We start from the raw sequence: 18,063 nt of genomic DNA, 5'->3' as shown, positions 1-18,063 counted from the left end.
CGGGCTTGGCACGGCGTCTCGTTCCGCGATAGCCATTTGGCTGCCTTTTTTCAGCCCCACCCTCAACGCCGGGCGGGACAAGGCGGGCGCGGCGCGAGTCGCAGCACAACATCGTTCAGGGAGTAGTGCGGACGTGGCAACTGTCGCAGGGGAAAGGACACCAGGCCGGATCGGCCGCTCCCTTCGCCTCGTCGCCGCCTGTCTCGCCCTCGCTGGTCTCGCCGCCTGCGGCGGTGGCGGCCATCCGCCCGCCTATCAGCCGCGCGAGGCGAGCTATGCCCCGCCCGGCCCGCCGCACGACCCCTGGGGCCCCTACATCGTCGAGGCCTCGCGACGGTTCGACGTTCCGGAGCTCTGGATCCGCGAGGTGATGCGCGTTGAGAGCGGCGGCCGGCCGCTCGCGCTTTCGAGCGCCGGGGCGATGGGGCTGATGCAGGTCATGCCGGCAACTTACGCCGAGCTTGCCGCCCGGTACGATCTCGGCCCCGATCCCTACCACCCACGCGACAACATCCTCGCCGGCGCCGCCTATCTCCGCGAGATGTATGACCGGTTCGGCAACCCGGCCTTCCTCGCCGCCTACAACGCAGGCCCCGGAACGCTCGACACCTATCTCGCGGGTCGCCGCGGCCTGCCGGATGAGACCCGTCGCTATGTGGCGATGATCGCACCGCGCATCGCGGGCGTTCACCCGCAGACCCGCGCCTCTCCGGCGGCGTACGCCTATGCCGCTCTGCCGACCAACATTCCCCCAGGGCCGCGCCGCACCGCACGCGGCCAGCCGACGCCGCTTCTCGCCTACGCGCCGCCGCGGCCGCCGCCTGCCCCGCCGGTCCAAACCGCGGTTGCCCCCGCGCCCGTCACCGCTCCGGTGCGCGAGCCCGTGGTCACAGCGGCGCTGCAGCGCCCGCCGTCTGCGCCGGCGCAGGGCGGCGGGCTCAGGCTGATCTCTTCGGCCCATGCCGCACCCGCGCTCGCCGCGCCGCGCCCGGCAAGCCTCGCCGGCGCGTGGGCGATCCAGGTCGGCGCCTTTCAGGGCGAGGCGCAGGCGAGAAGTGCCGCCGAAGCCGCACGCCGTGCCGCCCCCGACCTGCTCGCCGGGGCGCGGCAGGAGCTCCGCCCGGTGCGGACGGCGAGCGGCACCCTCACCCGCGCTCGCCTCGCCGGGCTCTCGGCCGAAGCCGCCGTGGCCGCCTGCCAGAGGCTCGAGCGCGCCAACACCTCCTGCATCGCCCTCGCGCCCGACGCCCAGGGCTGACCCGCACGTCCTCGGTCGCGCCCGAGGTTGCCGCGCCGCCGCTGCCGCGCCATGCTGCCCGGCGTCCGCCCCTCGGGCGGGATCATTTATAACGAGAGGGAAACGCTCTGTGGACGCACCGAAATTCCCGCCCGCACCCGGGCCCGAGGCGGAGTTCCGCGCCTTCCTCGCCCAAGGCCGGTTCATGCTCCAGAAGAGCGCCTCGACGGGAGCGTTCGTGTTCTACCCGCGCGTCGCCGCCCCGGGCAGCGGAGCGCGTGATCTCGTCTGGGTCGAGGCCTCGGGCTTCGGCACGGTCTACGCCACCACCGTGACGCGGCAGCGCCCGAACCCCGACGGGTCGCGGGCCGACTACAACATCGCCCTGATCGAGCTCGACGAGGGACCGCGGCTGATGAGCCGGGTGGAGGGGATCGCGCCCGAGGCGGTGACGATCGGGATGAGGGTCAAGGCGCGGATCGCCGAGGTGGATGGCGCCCCGGGCCTCGTGTTCGACCCGGCCTGACACGTTCGGAGGACGCAGAATGGCGCATGCGCTTCGCGGCAAGGTTGCGATCGTCGGCATCGGGACGGCAGGCTGCGGCGAGGCACCCGGCCGGTCGGCCATCGAGCTGCTGGCCGAGGCCTCGCTCGCCGCTCTCGACGATGCCGGGCTCGCGCTCGGGGAGGTGGACGGGCTGTTCACCGCCACGTCGGTGCACGCCTTCCCCACCCTTTCGGTTGCCGAATATCTCGGCATCCGCCCGCGCTTCTTCGACGGCACGAACGTGGGCGGCGCGAGCTTCGAGGCGCATCTCTTGCACGCCGCGCTCGCTCTTGATGCCGGCTATTGCGACGTCGCCCTGATCTGCTACGGCTCGAACCAGCGCAGCGCGGGCGGTCGGCTCGTCTCGATGTCGGAACCGCAGGTCTGGGAGGCGCCGTATCGGCCGCGCCATCCGCTCACGGCCTATGCGCTCGCCGCCTCCCGGCACATGTACCAGTTCGGCACAACGCGCGAGATGCTCGCCGACGTCGCCGTCGCCGCGCGCGCCTGGGCGAACCTCAACCCGGCCGCCTTCGCGCGCGGGCCGCTCACACGCGAGGACGTGCTCGCAAGCCGCATGGTGTCGGATCCGCTCACCGTGCTCGACTGCTGCCTCGTCACCGATGGCGCCGCCGCCTGCGTTCTGACGCGCGCCGATCGCGCCCGGCACCTGCGGCAGAAGCCCGCCTGGTTCCTCGGCGCCGCCGGTGCACAGTGGCACCGGAGCATCAGCATGATGCCCGATCTCACCATCACCGCTGCCTCCGAGAGCGGGCCGCGCGCCTTCGCCGCCGCCGGCCTCTCGCCCTCGGACGTGAACCTCGCGATGCTCTACGATGCCTTCACCATCACCACGATCCTGTTCCTCGAGGATCTCGGCTTCTGCCCGAAGGGCGAGGGCGGACGGTTCGTCCAGGACGGGGCGATCGCGCCCGGCGGCCGTCTCGCCGTCAACACGAATGGCGGCGGGCTCTCCTGCGTCCACCCCGGCATGTACGGCCTGTTTCTGATTGTCGAGGCGGTGCTGCAGCTGCGCGGCCGCGCGGGCGAGCGCCAGCTTCCCGTCTGCGATGTCGCGCTCGTGCACGGCAATGGCGGCACGCTCTCGAGCCAGGTGACCGCGCTGCTCGGATCGGACGCCGCCCTCTAGGTCTCGCCTGTGGCCTTCGGCTCGCTCGACTCTCTGCTCGCGCCGAAGAGCGTCGCTGTCCTCGGCGCGAGCCAGGACCCGAGGCGGATCGGCGGCCGGCCGATCGCCTATATGCTCGAGCGGGACTTTCCGGGGCCGATTCTGCCGGTGAACCCGAACCGCGAGACGGTTCAGGGCCTGCGTGCCTGGCCGCGGCTCGCCGACGTTCCCGGCGAGGTGGAGGCCGCGATCATCGCCGTGCCGGCGGAGGCCGCCGAACAGGCCGTGGCGGACTGCATCGCCAAGGGGGTGAAGGCGGCGATCATGTTCACCGCCGGCTTCGCCGAGGTGGACGAGGCCGGGGCGGAGCGTCAGGCGCGCCTCGCCGCCGCGGCGCGGGCGGCCGGCATGCGGCTGCTTGGGCCGAACACGCTCGGGCTTTTCAACGCGCGGATCGGCTGGTTCCCGATCTTCTCCTCGAGCTTCGAAAACGGCTGGCCGCGGCCGGGGCGGATCGGCATCGCGAGCCAGTCGGGCGCCTATGGCACCCACCTCTTCGCGCTCGCGCGCGACCGCGGCCTCGGCACGCCGGTTCTGATCACCACCGGCAACGAAGCGGATGTCACGCTCGGCGAGGCGATCGGCTGGCTCGCCGAGGACGAGGGAACGGACGTGATCGTCGCCTACGCCGAAGGCGTACGCGACGCCCCCTCCTTCCTCGCCGCTCTCGAGACGGCACGACAGAGGCGCAAACCCGTCGCCATCATCAAGGTGGGGCGTTCGGCGCTCGGGGCGCGCGCCGCGGCGAGCCACACCGCCTCGCTCGCCGGGGACGATTCGGTGACGGAGGCGGTGCTGCGCGACGCAGGAGCTGTGCGCGTCCGGAACACCGAGGAGCTCCTCGACATCGCCGAGGTAGCGACGCGCCGGATCTACCCCTGCCCCAACACCCTCGGGGTGGTGACGATCTCGGGCGGCGCGGGCGTTCTGATCGCCGATGCCGCCGACGCCGCCGGCCTTGCGATGCCGCCGATGCCAGAAGAAGCGCAGGCGCGGCTCAAGTCGCTCGTGCCGTTCTGCAACCCCGCCAATCCGGTCGACTGCACCGCCCAGGCCTTCAACGACCTCTCTGTGATCGGCGCCTTCGCCGAGAGCATGCTGGCCGACGGCGGGTATGCAAGCGCGATCGCCTTCTTCACCCAGGTCGGCGCCTCGCGGAGCATCGCGCCGTCGTTGCGCGAACAGCTCGACCGCGTGGTGTCGCGTTTCCCCGACCGTCTCTTCATCCTCTCCGTCACCGGCCCTGCGGAGACGCTCGCCGCCTGGCGCGAGGCGGGCTATCTCGTGTTCGAGGACCCGACGCGCGCGGTCGCAGCGGTCGCGGCGATGGGACGTTTCGGCGAGGCCTTCGCCCGGCCCCCCGCCGCGCGCCCCGAACCGCTCGCGGCACCGCTCCCCACGACGCGCCCGGACGAGGTCGAGGCGAAGCGTCTGCTCGAGGCGATCGGCATCAGGGTGCCCGAGGAGCGGCTCTGCACCTCGGCCGAGGAAGCGGCCGACGTCGCGGCGGCGCTCGGCGTTCCGGTGGTGCTCAAGCTCGTCTCGCCCGACATCGTGCACAAGAGCGACATCGGCGGGGTGCGGCTCGGGCTTGCCGGTCCCCAAGCGGTTCGTTCCGCTTACGATGAGATCATTGCGGCCGCACAGCGCCACGCGCCGCACGCACGCCTGCGCGGCGTTCTCGTCACGCCGATGCTCTCTGGGGGCGTCGAATGCCTGATCGGGGTGACGCGCGACCGCGTGTTCGGCCCGGTCGCGATGGTCGCTCTGGGCGGCGTGTTCGTCGAGGTCTTGCGCGACACCGCACTCCGGCTCTGCCCCTTCGGCGAGGCGGACGCGATGGAGATGATTCGCTCCTTGCGCGGCTTTCCGCTGCTCGACGGCGCGCGCGGGCGGCCGAAGGCGGACGTCGCCGCCCTCGCCGCCGCGCTGTCCCGCCTCTCGCGCTTCGCTGCCGGCGCCGGGCCCCGGCTCGTAGGGGTCGAGGTGAACCCGATCCTCGTCCTCCCCGAAGGCCGAGGCGCGGTCGCGCTCGACGCCGTGGTGACGCTGGAGGAGAGCCATGCCGCTTGATCCCGAGAGGCTCTACGCCTACCCGATCCCCGAGGTTCGGCAGACGCTCACGCGCAAGGACGTGATGCTCTACGCGCTCTCGGTCGGGCTCGGGCAGGACCCGATGGACGACTGGCAGCGCCGTTTCGTGTTCGAGAAGGATCTCGTGGCTCTTCCCACCATGGCGGTGGTGCTCGGCTATCCCGGCTTCTGGCTCGGCGACCCCGCGACCGGCGTCGACGCTGCCAAGGTTCTGCACGGGGAACAGTCGATCACGCTGCACCGCCCGCTTCCCGTTGAGGGGACGGTGGTTGGGCGGACGAGTATCACCGGGCTTATCGATCGCGGCGCCGGGAAGGGGGCGATCCTCTACACCGCGCGCGAGCTCACCGACGGCGAGGGCAACGCTCTTGCGACCCTCGAGAGCACCACGCTGCTGCGCGGTGACGGCGGCTTCGGCGGCCCGACGGGCCCCGTCAAGCAGCCGCATCCGACCCCGGAGAGGCCGCATGACGCCGCGCTCGCTCTCGCGACCCGGCCGGAACAGGCGCTGCTCTACCGGCTCAACGGCGACCTCAATCCGCTGCACGCCGACCCGGAGGTCGCGGCGCGGGCCGGCTTCCCGCGCCCGATCCTGCATGGGCTTTGCACCCTCGGCGTGGTCGGGCATGCGCTCCTGCGCCTTGCCTGCGGCGGCGCGCCGGAGCGGCTGCGGCAGCTTGCGCTTCGCTTCTCCGCTCCCGTGTTCCCGGGCGAGACGATCGAGACGCGGCTGTGGGACGAGGGCGGCGGGCGTTTCGCCTTCACCGCCCGCGTGGCGGAGCGCGACGTGACGGTGATCACGCACGGCTTGTGCGAGGTCGCGCTGTGATCGACAAGTTCGTCCGCAGCGCGGCGGAGGCGCTCGAGGGCGTGCAGAGCGGCGCGACCGTTCTGATCGGCGGCTTCGGCCAGGTCGGCACGCCCAATGCTCTGATCGAAGCCCTGTCGGAGCTTGATCTGCGCGACCTCACGGTGGTGTGCAACAACGCCGGCACCGGAACGCATGGCCTCGCCCGCGTGATGGCCGAGGGGCGCGTGCGCAAGATCATCTGCTCCTATCCGCGCAGCGCCGGCTCGGTGGTGCTCGAGGAGCTCTACCGCGAGGGGAGGATCGAGCTCGAGATCGTGCCGCAGGGAACGCTCGCGGAACGGCTTCGGGCGGCCGGCGCGGGGCTTGCGGCCTTCTACACGCCGACCGGTGTGGGCACCGCTCTCGCCGAAGGCAAGGAGGTGCGCGAGTTCGACGGCCGCGCTTACGTGCTCGAGCGGGCGCTTCGGGGCGATGTCGCGCTGATCGAGGCCTGGGCGGCGGACCGCTGGGGCAACCTCACCTACCGCCGCGCGGGTCGGAACTTCAACCCGGTGATGGCAATGGCGGCCGACCTCACCGTGGCGCAGACGCAGCATGTCGCCGACCTCGGCGGCCTCGACCCGGAGGCGATCGTCACCCCCGGCGTGTTCGTTGACCGCGTCGTTCACATCCCCTACGGTGACCCTGTTCTCGGCACGCCGCTCTATTGAAAGGGAGGGAGAGATGGACGCCGCCGTCGAGCCGAAGCCGCGCACACGGGCGGAGATGGCCGCGCGCGTCGCCGCCGACATCCCGGAGGGCTGGGTGGTCAATCTCGGCATCGGCATCCCCACCCTCGTGTCGGACCATGTGCCGCCCGAACGCGAGGTGATCTTCCACAGCGAGAACGGGGTGATCGGCGTCGGCCCCGCCCCGCCCGAGGACGCGCGCGACCCGTGGCTGATCAATGCCGGCAAGCACTACGTCACGCTGCGGACGGGCGGGGCGTTCGTCCACCACGCCGACAGTTTCGCCCTGATCCGCGGCGGCCGGCTCGATCTCTGCGTGCTCGGCGCCTTCGAGGTCTCGGAGCGGGGTGATCTCGCCAACTGGTCCACCGGCGCGAACGAGCGTGCGCCCGCGGTCGGCGGGGCGATGGACCTCGCCGTGGGGGCGAAACGGCTCTGGGTCGTGATGGAGCACACGACGAAGGACGGGCGGCCGCGGCTCGTGCGACGCTGCAGCTTTCCGCTCACCGCCCTCGGCGTGGTCAGGCGCGTCTACACCAATCTCGCCGTGCTCGATGTGACGCCGCGCGGCTTCGTGGTGCGGGAGATGATCCCCGGGCTGACGCTCGAGGCCTTGCAGGCGCGAACCGACGCGCCCCTCTCCCTCGCGTCATGACCGTGATCGACGCCGACCGGGCGGAGGGACTCCGCCTCCTCCGCGAGAGCGCGGGCGCGATCAGCCCGCGCGGCGGGTCGCTTGCCGCCGTGCGCGCCCTGCGCGACAGCGAAACAGGCTTTGACCGCGCCGTTCTTGCCGAGATGGGCGGCCTTGGCTGGCTCGGGCTGCGCGTGCCGGACGCGTCGGGAGGGGCGGGGCTGGGTGTGGCGGAGCTCTGCGCTCTCGCCGAGGAGATGGGGCACGGGCTGCGGCCCGAGCCGCTTGTGGCGATCGCCACGATCGCGGCACCGCTCGTGCCCGAACCGGACGTGCTCGCGGGCAGGCGCGTGCTCCTTCCGGCTTGGGCGGAGCGGCCGCACACTCTCGACCCCTTCGGCGACACGATCGCGACCTCGGATGAGGCGGGGGTGCGGCTGAGCGGGCGGAAGCTCGCCGTGCCGATGGCGGCCGGGGCGGACGGGTTCCTCGTCACCGCGCGCGAGGGCGAGACGCCGATCGTCGCGCTCGTCGAGCGGTCAGCGCCCGGTGTCGCGCTGACCACTGCTTCGACCGTCGATGGCGGCCATCTCGGGACGCTCTCGCTCGACGACGCGCCGGCAAGACGCGTCGCGTCCGATGCCAGCGCCCTCGTCGCACGCCTTCTCGACGAGGCGTCAGTGGCCACAGCCGCGGAGCTCCTCGGGCTGATGGAGCGTGCCTTCGCGATCACCCTCGACTATCTCGGCACGCGGCATCAGTTCGGCCGCCCGATCGGCTCGTTCCAGGCGCTGCAGCACCGCGCCGCCGACCTCAAGATCCAGCTCGAGCTCGCGCGCGCCGCGGTCGGCCACGCCGCCTCGATGTGCGACACCGATGCGCCGGCAGAGCGGCGCGCGGCAGCGGTGTCGCTTGCCAAGGCGCGCGCCTCCGACGCGGCGATGCTGATCACACGCCAGGCGATCCAGCTTCATGGCGCGATCGGCTACACGGACGAGGCCGATATCGGCCTGTTCCTCCGCCGCGCCATGGCACTCGCCACCTCCTTCGGCACCGCGACCGCGCATCGGCGACGCTATGCCGCGTGCGCCCCGCCTCTGGACCTCGACGCATGATCCCCTCCGACCCCGTCCTCGTCGCACGCGACGACGCCCTCGTGACGCTGACGCTGAACGCGCCGGAGCGCCGCAATGCGCTCTCGGTCGCCATGCGGCGCGCGCTTGCCGATGCGCTCGAGGAGATCGAGGCAGACCGTTCCGTTCGCGTTGTCATCCTCACCGGGACGGGAGAGCATTTCTGCTCGGGTGGAGACCTCGCCGGCATGGAGGTGGGGAGCCTCGCCGAGGGCCGGGAGCGCATGCGGCAGACGCACCGGCTCGTGCGCCTGATGGTGCAGGCGCGCGTCCCGATCATCGCCGCCGTCGAGGGCTGGTGCGCGGGTGCCGGCATCTCCCTCGCCTGCGCGAGCGACCACGTGATCGCGGGCGAGGGGGCGCGGTTCGTCGCGAGTTTCGGCAAGGTGGGGCTTCTGCCCGATCTCGGCCTCCTGCACACGCTTCCGCTCAGGGTCGGCCAGGGGCGGGCGCGTGAGCTCCTCCTCTTCGGCGAGACGGTCGACGCGTCGCGCGCGCTTGCGATCGGGCTTGTTGACCGGGTGGTTCCCGCAGCCGACGCGCTCGCGGCGGCGCGGCAGCGCGCGGCCCTGCTCGCTGCCCAGGCGCCGCTGACGCTCGCGCTCACCAAGGCCGCGCTCGCCGCCGGGCTCGAGGCGGCGCTCGCGCGCGAGCAGGACATCCAGGCCGCGCTCTACCTCACGCCCGACCATGCCGAGGGAAAGGCGGCCTTCCTCGAGAAGCGCCCTCCCCGATTCTCCGAAGGAACGTGACATGACCGATACGATCCCAGGCCCTGGCGAGGACATGGAGGCGCTGCCCGACGAGGTGTTCCGCCAGCGCGTGCGCGCCTGGATCCAGGCGAACTGCCCGCCCCATCTGCGCCACCCGCCGCGTCGGCTGCACTGGCGAGAGACGAGGCCCTGGTACATGGCGCTCGCGCGTCAGGGCTGGCTTGCGCCCGGCTGGCCGCGCGAATACGGCGGCATGGGCCTCTCCCCGGCCAAGCAGGTGATCTTCATCGAGGAGCTCGAGCGGCACGGGGCGCCGCGGACCAACGACATGGGCATCACCATGATCGGGCCGCTGCTCATCCGTTACGGAACCGAGGCGCAGCGGCAGCGCTTCCTCCCGCGAATCCTCTCGGGCGAGGACATCTGGTGCCAAGGGTATTCCGAGCCGAACGCGGGGTCGGACCTCGCGTCGCTCCGCACCGAGGCGGTGCTCGAGGGCGACCACTACATCGTCAACGGCTCGAAGATCTGGACCACGCTCGCCAACGACGCGAACTGGATCTTTCTGCTCGTGCGCACCGACCGCACGGCGAAGAAGCAGGACGGCATCTCCTTCCTGCTCGCGCCGATGGACAGCCCTGGGATAACCGTGCGCCCCATCATCACGCTCGACCGGCATGACGAGTTCTGCGAGGTGTTCTTCGACAATGTCCGCGTGCCGGCCGAGAACCTCGTGGGCGAGCCCAACCGCGGCTGGGCCATGGCCAAGGCGCTGCTCGGCTTCGAGCGCATCTTCCTCGGCTCGCCGAAACAATCCACCTACGCGCTTGCCAAGCTCGCGCAGCTTGCCGACCACTACGGTGTGGCAGACGACGCCGTGTTCCGCGACCGTTTCACGCGCCTCAGGATGGACCTCGAGGACCTCAAGGCGCTCTATGAGACGCAGGTGGCGAAGCTGCGCCGCGGCGAGGAGCTCGGCCCCGAGGTCTCGATGCTGAAGGTGTGGCAGTCGGAGCTCTTCCAGCGGATCGCCGAGGCGGCGCTCGAGATCGCCGGCGAGGAGGGCGCGCTGGTCGAACCGATCGGCGGTAACCGGGCGCTCAACCCCGGCTCGAGTTTCATTCAAAGCCGCGTCGTCTCGATCTACGGCGGTTCGAACGAGATCCAGCGCAGCATCATCGCCAAGAACGTGCTCGGGCTGCCCGGGGCAGGCGCGGCATGAGCGGGCTCTGGGCGCTCTCCGCCGCAGACCAGGCACGGCTGATCCGCACCCGCGCGGCCTCCGCCCGCGAGGTCGTTTCGTCCGTGATCGCCAGGCACGAGGCGACGCATGCCGCGATCAACGCCGTGGTCGAGCTGCGCGAGGAGGAGGCGCTCGCCGCCGCCGCCGACGCGGCCGATGCAGCGGTCCGGCACGGCGAGGCGCTGGGCCCGCTGCACGGCGTGCCGGTGACGATCAAGGTCAACATCGACCAGGCGGGCTATGCGACCACGAACGGCGTGGCAGCCTTCAAGGACCTGATCGCCACGGGCGACAGCCCGGTGGTGGCCAACCTGCGACGCGCCGGCGCGATCCCGATGGGGCGGACGAACACGCCCGCCTTCAGCTACCGCTTCTTCACCGACAACGCCTTGCATGGCCGCACGCTCAACCCGCGCAACCCGCGGCTCACGCCGGGCGGCTCGTCGGGCGGCGCCTCAGCGGCGGTGGCTGTGGGCGTCGGGGCGATCGCCCATGGCAATGATCTCGGCGGCTCGATCCGTTACCCGGCCTATGCTGTGGGCGTGGTCGGCCTGCGCCCCTCCTTCGGCCGGGTGCCCGCCTTCAACGGCACCGCGGTCGAGGAACGGCCGATCACGCTGCAGATGCTGAGCGTGCAGGGCCCGCTCGCTCGGACCGTGGGCGACCTGCGGCTTGCGCTCGCGGCGATGGCGGCGGCCGATCCGCGCGACCCCTGGCACTGCCCGGTTCCGCTCGCGCTTCCCGAGCCGAAACGGCCCTGGCGGATCGCTCTTGCGACGCTCGGCGCCTCGCCCCCGGTGGTGCAGGCTTTGCGCCAGGCGGCGGGCTGGCTTGCCGAGGCCGGCTGCGTGGTCGAGGAGGTCGCCCTGCCGCGGTTCGACGAGGCGGCCGAGCTCTGGCGCGCCCTGATCGTGACCGAGTCCGAGCGCGCGCTTCGCCCGGCGATCGAACAGCTCGGCGACGACGCCATCAAGACCGCCTACGCGGCGTGGGCCGCGAACGTCGCCCCGCTCGCGCCCGATGCCTTCGCCGCAGGCCTCGCGCGGCGGACCGCGATCTGGCGCGACTGGCAGGTCTTCCTCTCGGCCTATGCGGCCGCGCTCCTGCCCGTGTCGCTCGAGCCGCCCTTCCCGCAGGGTCTCGACCAGGAGGGAGAGGCGGCGGGCGCGCGCATCCTCGCCGCCCAGGCGCCGCTCTACGTGATCAACCTGCTCGGCCTGCCCGGCCTCTCCGTGCCGACGGCGGTGGTGCACGACGGCATCCCCCTCGGTGTGCAGCTCGTCGCCGCCCGGTTCCGCGAGGACATCTGCCTCTCGCTCGGAGAGGTGATCGAGGCGCGCGCGGGTGCCACAGGCGTGATCGATCCGCTATCATGACCGGGGCTCAAGCCTCCGGGAGGCCGACCATGATCCGATTTGCTTCTGTTGTCGCCGCAGCCCTGCTCGCCGCCGCTCCTGCCGCCGCGCAGCGGGTGATCTCGACGCCGAACGCCCCGGCCGCGATCGGCCCCTACAGCCAAGCGATCCAGGCAGGGCCGTTCCTGTTCCTCGCCGGGCAGATCGCGATCGACCCCGCAACCAACGAGGTGAAGCGCGGCACGATCGAGGAGGAGACGAAGCTCGTGCTCGACAACCTCAAGGCGGTGGTCGAGGCGGCGGGCATGACCATGGCCAACATCGTCTCGACCACCGTGTTCATGGCCGATCTCAACGAGTTCCCGCGCATGAACGCGGTCTACGCCACGTACTTTCCGACCAATCCCCCGGCGCGGGCGACCGTCCAGGTCGCGCGCCTGCCGCGCGATGTGAAGATCGAGATCGCGGCGATCGCCTACCGGGCCCCCTGAGAGCGGCGGCCCGCCGACGTGTCCCGCGCGCGCTGCACCGGAGGAGCGTGACGGCAAGGCAAGTCGGCGCAGGCGAGGGACGAGGCAGGCGAAACGCGCGCTGGCGACGGCGCGTGCGCGATTGGCGCGATTCGATGCCGGCGGCCGACGCCGCCGCGCCGCCTGCCCTCACGCCGCCTTCAGCCGCGCGGCGAAGGCCTTGCGGAACTTCGCGACCTTCGGTGCGATCACGACGCGGCAATACCCCGCCCATGGGTTGCGCTCGAAATAGCGCTGGTGCTCCGGTTCGGCCGGCCAGAAGGTGGTGAGCGGCACCACCTCGGTGGTCAGCGGCGCGGGCCAGAGCCGCGACGCCTCCACCTCCGCCATCACCGCCCGCGCCGTCCGCGCCTGCTCCTCGTCATGCGTGAGGATGATCGAGCGGTATTGCGGCCCGACATCCGCCCCTTGCGCGTCCTTGGTCGTCGGGTCGTGGACGGAGAAGAACACGCGCAGCAGGTCAGCGTAGTCGATCACCGCCGGATCGAAGGCGATCTGCACCACCTCGGCGTGGCCAGTGCGCTTGCCGCACACGAGCTCGTAGGTCGGGTTCGGCACATGCCCCCCGGCATAGCCGCAGGTGACATCCTCCACCCCCTCGAGAGCGCGGAAGATCGGCTCGAGGCACCAGAAGCAGCCGCCACCAAGTGTCGCGAGCGCGCGCGTCGAGGACTGGGTCATCGGTCCCTCCGTCGGATTTGGTGAGAGATGGGCGCGCAAGCCCCCGCCGCAAAGGGAGGGGTGCCCCTCGCCCGGCCACCCCTCCCTGCCGGTGCTGCCCTGCCGCTCGCGCGACGGTAGCGTAGGCGTCAGCGCACGAAGACGATGGTCACGCTTCGGTCGGCGCGGTTCTCCGCCCAGTCAACCCGCGCGCCGAAGCCGGGGCCGGCGACGACGCTGCCGAGCGTCTCGCGGCGCACGCCGCGCTGCATGAGCGCGTTCCGAACCGCCTGGATACGCTGCTCAGCGAGCCGCTGGTTCGCCTGCGGCGAGCCGGTGGGCGAGGTTCGGCCGACGAGGCAGATCTCGGTCGGGAACGTCGCGGTCGCGCGGGCGGCCGCGCGCTGCACCACGGCCCTCGCGGCCTGATCGAGCTCCGCGGAGCCGACCGGGAAAAACACGATGTACTCCTCGCGCCCCGGTTCCCCGGGCGAGACGCCTGTGCAGGCCACGGCTGCGCGTGCCGGCAGAGCGGCGAGCGTGATCGCCAAGGCCGCGGCGACAAGAACGGCGCGCAGGGCGGACATGGGTCTCCTTCCTCTCCTCTGGCCCGGCGCGTGATCGTAGCACGCGCAGGGGCCGATCGTTGCTAGACTTGCATCACTGCCGGGCCGATCCTTGCGCCCGCGGGAGGACAACCATGCCGGACGACGCGAGGACCGGGCCACCTCCGTCGGGGATCGCGCCCGACGCATCAGGCCTCAACCTCTACGAGGCTGACGGGGCGCTCAGGCCCCTGCTCGACCTCTGGATGGAGCCTTCGTTGCGCGCCCATCTCGAGCCGCATCTCGTCGAGCTCGGCGCGCTCGCGGGTGGGCGACTCGATGCGCTCGCGCGCGAGGCGGACCGCACCCCTCCCGTGCTGCGCAAGCGCGACCGGTTCGGCAACGAGATCGATCTCGTCGAACACCACCCCGCCTATCGGGAGATGCAAAAGATCGGCCTCGGGCGCTTCGGCCTTGCGGCGATGAGCCATCGGCCGGGCGTGCTCGGCTGGCCGGAGCCGCTGCCGCCGCTCGCCAAATACGCGTTCCAGTATCTGTTCGCCCAAGCAGAGTTCGGCCTGCTCTGCCCGATCTCGATGACGGATGCTCTGGCGCGCGTGCTCGCCCGGTTCGACCCCGTGCTGGCTGCCCGCTGGCTGCCCGCCCTCACGAGCGACGACCCCGACTCCTGGGCGACCGGCGCGATGTTCATGACCGAGAAGGCGGCCGGGTCGGATGTCGGCGCGATCACGACCATCGCGACGCCGAACCCGGACGGCACGTGGAGCCTCACGGGAGAGAAATGGTTCTGCTCGAACGCGGGCGCCGATGTGGCGCTCGTGCTCGCCCGCGCGCGCGGCGTTCCGGGAACCGCGGGGCTCGGCCTGTTCCTCCTGCCGCGGCTTCTGCCGGACGGGCGTCGCAACCGCTTCCGGATCGTTCGGCTCAAGGACAAGCTCGGCACACGCTCTATGGCCTCGGGCGAGATCGTGCTCGAGGGTGCGACCGCCTGGCCGGTCGGCGACCTCGGGCGCGGCTTCGCGCAGATGCTCGAGATGGTGAACGCCTCGCGCCTCTCAAACGGCGTGCGCGCTGCCGGCATGATGCGGCGGGCGCTCATCGAGGCCTCGGTCGCCGCCGCCGGCCGCGTCGCCTTCGGCCGACGCGTGGCCGACCATCCGGCGGCGCGGCGCCAGCTCCTCAAGATCAGGCTCCCGGCCGAGCAGGCGCTCTCGTTCTCGCTGTTCGCCGCCGATGCGATGGCGCGCGCCGATGCGGGCGATTCGCACGCCGCCAAGGTGCTCCGCCTCGCAACACCGCTTCTGAAGTTCCGCGCCTGCCGCGATGCCCGGAAGGTGGCGGGCGATGCGATGGAGATGCGCGGCGGCAACGGCTACATCGAGGACTTCGTGGAGCCTCGGCTCGTCCGCGACTGCCATCTCGGCTCGATCTGGGAGGGAACGAGCAGCATCGTCGCCGAGGATGCGATCGCGCGCGCCGTCGGCCGCTCGGGCTGTCTCGGCCCCTTCGTCGTCGCGCTCACCGCCCTTCTGGCCGACGTGCCGCTCGCCTTCGCCGGCCCCGCCTCGGAGGCGCTGCACCGCGCCGCCGCTTTCGCCGAGGAGGCGGCGGCAGAAGGCTCGGGCGTGCTCAACCGCCAGGCTGCCTCCGCCCTGTATCATGCCGCGACCGCCGTCCTCTTCGCCTGGGAGGGAACGCGGCTTGCGTCCCTCCGTGGCGATGCGCGGCGGCTCGCGCTCGCGCGGCTCGTGCTCGAGCATCGGCTTTCGGCACGCGACCCGCTCGCGCGCGGCGATCTCGCGCAGGAGGCGGCGATCGCCGAGGCGTGGGTGGACGATTCGCCGCTCACCCTCGAGGAGGCGCTCGCGCTTGCGTGACCCCCTCGCCGCAAAGCCGCCGCAGCGCCCAGCGATGCCGTTGCCTGCACGGAGAGACCGGATGCGCCGAACACGTCTTGCCGCTGTCGCCTTCGCCGCGTTCCTCGCCGCGCCTGCGGCGGCACAACCCGAGACGCTGCTTCGCCTCTCGGAAACGGTGGAGCGCAGCGTGCGAGCAGACGAACTCAACGCCGTGCTCCGCGCCGAGGCGGTCGGAAGCTCCGCCGCCGCCGTGGGCGAGCAGGTGAACCGCATGGTCGCCGCGGCGCTCGAGCGCGCCCGTGCCGCACCCGGCGTGACGGTCTCGACCGGCAGCTACACGACATGGCGCATCGGCGAGCGGCGCGAGCAGTGGCAGGGGAGCCAGGAGCTCCGTCTCACCGCCATCGAGGCAGCCCCGGCGCTGCTCGAGCTCGTGGGCACGCTTCAGGGCCAGGGGCTTGCTGTCAGCCGTCTTGTCTTCGAGGTGTCCTCGCCGCTGCGGAAGCGCGAGCGAGACGCCGCAACGGAGGAGGCACTCGCGGCGCTGAAGGAGCGCGCGGAACGTCTCGCAGGGATGATAGGGATGCGGTTCGCGGGCTTCCGCGAGCTCAGGGTCGATGCCGGCCGCCTCGCCCGCCCGCCTCTGCCGGCGCCGATGGCGATGGCGGCCGATGCCGCCCGAACCGCTCCGTCGGCGCAGCCGGCCGAGGTTCCGATCACGGTGACTGTGGAGGGGGATGGGATCCTTCTGCCTCGCTGAACGATTCCGCGCGAGGCCGCTCCTCGAGGCTGTAGCGGAAGTCACAGTGCGAAGCGCCCTCCATGATCGTCTGCGTGCGGGTGAGCTTCAGCCGCGGGTCGTAACCTTCGCAGAACGTTCCGTCGCGGTTGCACGAGAGCACCGCCCCGAGATGGCCGATGCCCATCGCCCGGTAGGTCTCGGCGTAGCGGCAGCGGGTGACGTTGAAGTGGAACTCGGTCTCGGTCTCCTTCAGCACCTCGATCGTGAGCGCGTCATCCTTCGTCCAGGCAGGCAGCGTCTCGGCGAAACTCCTGATCGAGGTGCGCCCACCCGCCGCCCTCCTCGCCCACTCGGCGCCGGCCGCCCTCGCCATGCGGATCACCGCGCGGGCGAGGATGGCGGTGGCGCGTTCCTCGCCGATCTCCTTCGCCATCTCGGCATGCAGCTCCTTCGCGAAGGCCGCCTCGATGGTGCGCTGCCTGAGGATTCCAATCTCCTCGTCCATGCCGTTCCTCCTTCCCGTCATGGCCCCGTCCCGGGCAGAGTAGCGTGCCGAGAGGAGACCGACGATGTCCCGTGCCACCCTCGCCCTTTTGCTGATGCTCGCCTCGCCGCTCCGTGCGGAGGTGCCGGCTCAGGCCCGCGCGGCGATCGAGGCGGTGATCACCGCGCAGATCGAGGCCTTCCGGCGCGATGACGGCGAGGCCGCCTACGCCTTCGCCGCGGACGGCGTGAAGGCCCTGTTCCCGTCCGTCGAGAGTTTCATGCGCATGGTCCGCTCCGGCTATGCGCCGGTGTATCGGCCGCGGGACGTTCGTTTCGCCGAGACCGTGGTCGAGAACGGCGAGGTGGTGCAACGCGTTCTGCTGGTCGGTCCCGACGGGCGGGCTCATCTCGCGCTCTACACCATGGAACTGCAGCCGGACGGATCATGGAAGATCGCCGCCGTCGTGCTCGTCACGCTTCCGGAAGCAGGGGCGTGAACGGGCAGCCGGATGCGACCGGAGACCTGCGTGTCACCGTCTTTCCATCGGGGAGAGACGACATGATCGCACGCCGAACCCTCTGCGCCCTGGCCCTCGCCTCGCTCGCCGCGCCGTCGCGTGCGTAGGCCTCGTACCCGACGCGGACCGTGCGCGTGATCGTTCCCTCTGCACCCGGCGACGGGGGCGACAGCATCGCGCGTCTCTACGCCCACCATCTCGAGCGGCGGCTCGGCCAGAGCTTCGTCGTGGAGAACCGCACTGGCGCCGGCGGGCGGATCGGCACCGAGGTCGCGGTGCGCGCCGCCCCCGACGGCTACACGCTGGTGATGGGCAACGCGGGCAGCCACGGCATCAACGCCGCGCTCTATCGCAGCCTCCCGTACGACATCGCCCGCGACGTCGCCCCGATCAGCCTGCTCGTGGAGGCCCCGAACGTCCTTGTGGTCAACCGAGCGAAACTGCCGGTGAAGGACGTCGCCGAACTGATCGCGTACGCCCAGAGGCGCCCTGGGGAGATCGCCTACGCCTCCGGAGGGCCGGGCACCTCCGCGCATCTGACGATGGAGCTCTTCAAGTCCCTCGCAGGCGTTGATCTCGAGCACGTGCCGTTTCGCGGCGCGGGGCCGGCGCTGCAGGCGCTCGTCTCCGGGGAGCCGCCGGTCATGTTCGTCAACCTTCCCCCAGCGATGGCCTCCATCCGACGCGGCGAGCTCGCCGCGCTTGCCGTCACCTCGCTCGAGCGCACGCCCGACCTGCCGGACGTGCCCACGGTCGCCGAGAGCGGCCTGCCCGGGTTCGAGACGATCGCCTGGTTCGGTCTCCTTGCACCAGCGGGCACGCCGCGACCGGTGATTGAGACGCTGCATCGCGCCTGTGTCGAGATCTCGGCCCTGCCGGACGTCATCGAGAAGATACGCCTGATCGGCGGGTTCCCGCGCGCCTCGACGCCGGAGGCGTTCCGGGATCGGATCGTCGCCGATATCGCGAAGTGGCGCCGCCTCGTCGCGGAGCGGAACCTGGCCCAGGAGTAGGCCGA

General features: G+C 71.7%; 19 protein-coding genes. 16 read left to right on the top strand and 3 right to left on the bottom strand.

Annotated elements, in window-relative coordinates:
• Window positions 1-133: 133 nt before the first annotated feature.
• The 12 genes from KO353_RS08555 to KO353_RS08500 all read left to right on the top strand — a co-directional run bounded on the left by KO353_RS08555 (window position 134) and on the right by KO353_RS08500 (window position 12,175).
• Window positions 134-1,258 carry a lytic transglycosylase domain-containing protein gene (locus KO353_RS08555; protein ID WP_235691756.1) on the top strand — a complete coding sequence of 375 codons (1,125 nt, stop codon included), beginning with the start codon at window positions 134-136 and terminating at the stop codon, window positions 1,256-1,258.
• Window positions 1,259-1,367: 109 nt separating this feature from the next.
• Window positions 1,368-1,763, top strand: a complete 396-nt coding sequence (locus KO353_RS08550; protein WP_235691755.1) for a Zn-ribbon domain-containing OB-fold protein — start codon at window positions 1,368-1,370, stop codon at window positions 1,761-1,763.
• 19 nt (window positions 1,764-1,782) lie between these two features.
• Entirely contained in the window at window positions 1,783-2,934 is a 1,152-nt protein-coding gene (locus tag KO353_RS08545; protein WP_218284257.1) for a thiolase, read from the top strand.
• 9 nt (window positions 2,935-2,943) lie between these two features.
• A complete protein-coding gene (locus KO353_RS08540) occupies window positions 2,944-5,046 on the top strand; it encodes an acetate--CoA ligase family protein (RefSeq protein ID WP_218284256.1) in 2,103 nt (700 codons plus the stop codon).
• Window positions 5,036-5,896, top strand: coding sequence for a MaoC/PaaZ C-terminal domain-containing protein (locus tag KO353_RS08535; protein WP_218284255.1), 861 nt, complete (start codon window positions 5,036-5,038; stop codon window positions 5,894-5,896). Before KO353_RS08540 ends, KO353_RS08535 begins: the two co-directional genes overlap by 11 nt.
• Window positions 5,893-6,588: a 3-oxoacid CoA-transferase subunit A gene (locus KO353_RS08530; RefSeq protein WP_218284254.1), complete on the top strand. Its 696-nt coding sequence runs from the start codon at window positions 5,893-5,895 to the stop codon at window positions 6,586-6,588. The genes KO353_RS08535 and KO353_RS08530 overlap by 4 nt, the downstream gene beginning before the upstream one ends.
• A 13-nt stretch (window positions 6,589-6,601) precedes the next feature.
• The gene (locus KO353_RS08525; RefSeq protein WP_218284253.1) at window positions 6,602-7,261 is read left to right on the top strand and encodes a 3-oxoacid CoA-transferase subunit B; all 660 of its coding nucleotides are present in this window, start codon (window positions 6,602-6,604) and stop codon (window positions 7,259-7,261) included.
• Entirely contained in the window at window positions 7,258-8,355 is a 1,098-nt protein-coding gene (locus KO353_RS08520; protein WP_218284252.1) for an acyl-CoA dehydrogenase family protein, read from the top strand. Before KO353_RS08525 ends, KO353_RS08520 begins: the two co-directional genes overlap by 4 nt.
• Window positions 8,352-9,125, top strand: coding sequence for an enoyl-CoA hydratase/isomerase family protein (locus KO353_RS08515; protein WP_218284251.1), 774 nt, complete (start codon window positions 8,352-8,354; stop codon window positions 9,123-9,125). Before KO353_RS08520 ends, KO353_RS08515 begins: the two co-directional genes overlap by 4 nt.
• 1 nt (window position 9,126) lies before the next feature.
• Window positions 9,127-10,308 carry an acyl-CoA dehydrogenase family protein gene (locus KO353_RS08510; protein ID WP_218284250.1) on the top strand — a complete coding sequence of 394 codons (1,182 nt, stop codon included), beginning with the start codon at window positions 9,127-9,129 and terminating at the stop codon, window positions 10,306-10,308.
• Complete coding sequence (locus KO353_RS08505) at window positions 10,305-11,705, top strand: amidase (RefSeq protein WP_218284249.1); 1,401 nt, start codon at window positions 10,305-10,307, stop codon at window positions 11,703-11,705. Before KO353_RS08510 ends, KO353_RS08505 begins: the two co-directional genes overlap by 4 nt.
• A gap of 29 nt (window positions 11,706-11,734) precedes the next feature.
• Complete coding sequence (locus KO353_RS08500) at window positions 11,735-12,175, top strand: RidA family protein (protein ID WP_218284248.1); 441 nt, start codon at window positions 11,735-11,737, stop codon at window positions 12,173-12,175.
• Window positions 12,176-12,343: 168 nt separating this feature from the next.
• Here KO353_RS08500 and msrA read toward each other — a convergent pair whose 3' ends face one another.
• Window positions 12,344-12,895, bottom strand: a complete 552-nt coding sequence (gene msrA, locus KO353_RS08495; protein ID WP_218284247.1) for a peptide-methionine (S)-S-oxide reductase MsrA — start codon at window positions 12,893-12,895, stop codon at window positions 12,344-12,346.
• 128 nt (window positions 12,896-13,023) lie between these two features.
• Window positions 13,024-13,461 carry an OmpA family protein gene (locus KO353_RS08490; protein ID WP_218284246.1) on the bottom strand — a complete coding sequence of 146 codons (438 nt, stop codon included), beginning with the start codon at window positions 13,459-13,461 and terminating at the stop codon, window positions 13,024-13,026.
• 113 nt (window positions 13,462-13,574) lie between these two features.
• On the opposite strand from KO353_RS08490, the gene KO353_RS08485 reads away from it, so the two are divergent.
• Together KO353_RS08485 and KO353_RS08480 are read left to right on the top strand one after the other, a co-directional pair.
• Window positions 13,575-15,317 carry an acyl-CoA dehydrogenase family protein gene (locus KO353_RS08485; RefSeq protein ID WP_218284245.1) on the top strand — a complete coding sequence of 581 codons (1,743 nt, stop codon included), beginning with the start codon at window positions 13,575-13,577 and terminating at the stop codon, window positions 15,315-15,317.
• Between the two features lie 61 nt (window positions 15,318-15,378).
• Entirely contained in the window at window positions 15,379-16,059 is a 681-nt protein-coding gene (locus tag KO353_RS08480; RefSeq protein WP_218284244.1) for an SIMPL domain-containing protein, read from the top strand.
• On the opposite strand, the gene KO353_RS08475 is transcribed toward KO353_RS08480, so the two are convergent.
• Entirely contained in the window at window positions 16,016-16,546 is a 531-nt protein-coding gene (locus tag KO353_RS08475; protein WP_218284243.1) for an L-2-amino-thiazoline-4-carboxylic acid hydrolase, read from the bottom strand. The genes KO353_RS08480 and KO353_RS08475 overlap by 44 nt on opposite strands.
• Before the next feature lie 64 nt (window positions 16,547-16,610).
• Between KO353_RS08475 and KO353_RS08470 the strand changes: the two genes are divergently transcribed.
• Together KO353_RS08470 and KO353_RS08465 are read left to right on the top strand one after the other, a co-directional pair.
• The gene (locus tag KO353_RS08470) at window positions 16,611-17,024 is read left to right on the top strand and encodes a DUF4864 domain-containing protein (protein ID WP_218284242.1); all 414 of its coding nucleotides are present in this window, start codon (window positions 16,611-16,613) and stop codon (window positions 17,022-17,024) included.
• Window positions 17,025-17,179: 155 nt separating this feature from the next.
• The gene (locus tag KO353_RS08465; RefSeq protein ID WP_218284241.1) at window positions 17,180-18,058 is read left to right on the top strand and encodes a Bug family tripartite tricarboxylate transporter substrate binding protein; all 879 of its coding nucleotides are present in this window, start codon (window positions 17,180-17,182) and stop codon (window positions 18,056-18,058) included.
• The last annotated feature ends 5 nt before the right edge of the window (window positions 18,059-18,063 follow it).

The sequence above is a fragment of the Elioraea tepida genome, from assembly GCF_019203965.1.
GTDB classification, from domain to species: domain Bacteria; phylum Pseudomonadota; class Alphaproteobacteria; order Acetobacterales; family Acetobacteraceae; genus Elioraea_A; species Elioraea_A tepida.
This window is presented reverse-complemented; position numbering and strand designations above follow the sequence as displayed.

Excerpts from the sequence above, each read along its gene's own strand:
- KO353_RS08545 (WP_218284257.1), top strand. The coding sequence starts at position 1,783 with ATGGCGCATGCGCTTCGCGGCAAGGTTGCGATCGTCGGCATCGGGACG.
- KO353_RS08535 (WP_218284255.1), top strand. The coding sequence starts at position 5,036 with ATGCCGCTTGATCCCGAGAGGCTCTACGCCTACCCGATCCCCGAGGTT.
- KO353_RS08525 (WP_218284253.1), top strand. The coding sequence starts at position 6,602 with ATGGACGCCGCCGTCGAGCCGAAGCCGCGCACACGGGCGGAGATGGCC.
- KO353_RS08520 (WP_218284252.1), top strand. The coding sequence starts at position 7,258 with ATGACCGTGATCGACGCCGACCGGGCGGAGGGACTCCGCCTCCTCCGC.
- KO353_RS08515 (WP_218284251.1), top strand. The coding sequence starts at position 8,352 with ATGATCCCCTCCGACCCCGTCCTCGTCGCACGCGACGACGCCCTCGTG.
- KO353_RS08510 (WP_218284250.1), top strand. The coding sequence starts at position 9,127 with ATGACCGATACGATCCCAGGCCCTGGCGAGGACATGGAGGCGCTGCCC.
- KO353_RS08505 (WP_218284249.1), top strand. The coding sequence starts at position 10,305 with ATGAGCGGGCTCTGGGCGCTCTCCGCCGCAGACCAGGCACGGCTGATC.
- KO353_RS08500 (WP_218284248.1), top strand. The coding sequence starts at position 11,735 with ATGATCCGATTTGCTTCTGTTGTCGCCGCAGCCCTGCTCGCCGCCGCT.
- msrA (WP_218284247.1), bottom strand. The coding sequence starts at position 12,895 with ATGACCCAGTCCTCGACGCGCGCGCTCGCGACACTTGGTGGCGGCTGC.
- KO353_RS08490 (WP_218284246.1), bottom strand. The coding sequence starts at position 13,461 with ATGTCCGCCCTGCGCGCCGTTCTTGTCGCCGCGGCCTTGGCGATCACG.
- KO353_RS08485 (WP_218284245.1), top strand. The coding sequence starts at position 13,575 with ATGCCGGACGACGCGAGGACCGGGCCACCTCCGTCGGGGATCGCGCCC.
- KO353_RS08480 (WP_218284244.1), top strand. The coding sequence starts at position 15,379 with ATGCGCCGAACACGTCTTGCCGCTGTCGCCTTCGCCGCGTTCCTCGCC.
- KO353_RS08475 (WP_218284243.1), bottom strand. The coding sequence starts at position 16,546 with ATGGACGAGGAGATTGGAATCCTCAGGCAGCGCACCATCGAGGCGGCC.
- KO353_RS08470 (WP_218284242.1), top strand. The coding sequence starts at position 16,611 with ATGTCCCGTGCCACCCTCGCCCTTTTGCTGATGCTCGCCTCGCCGCTC.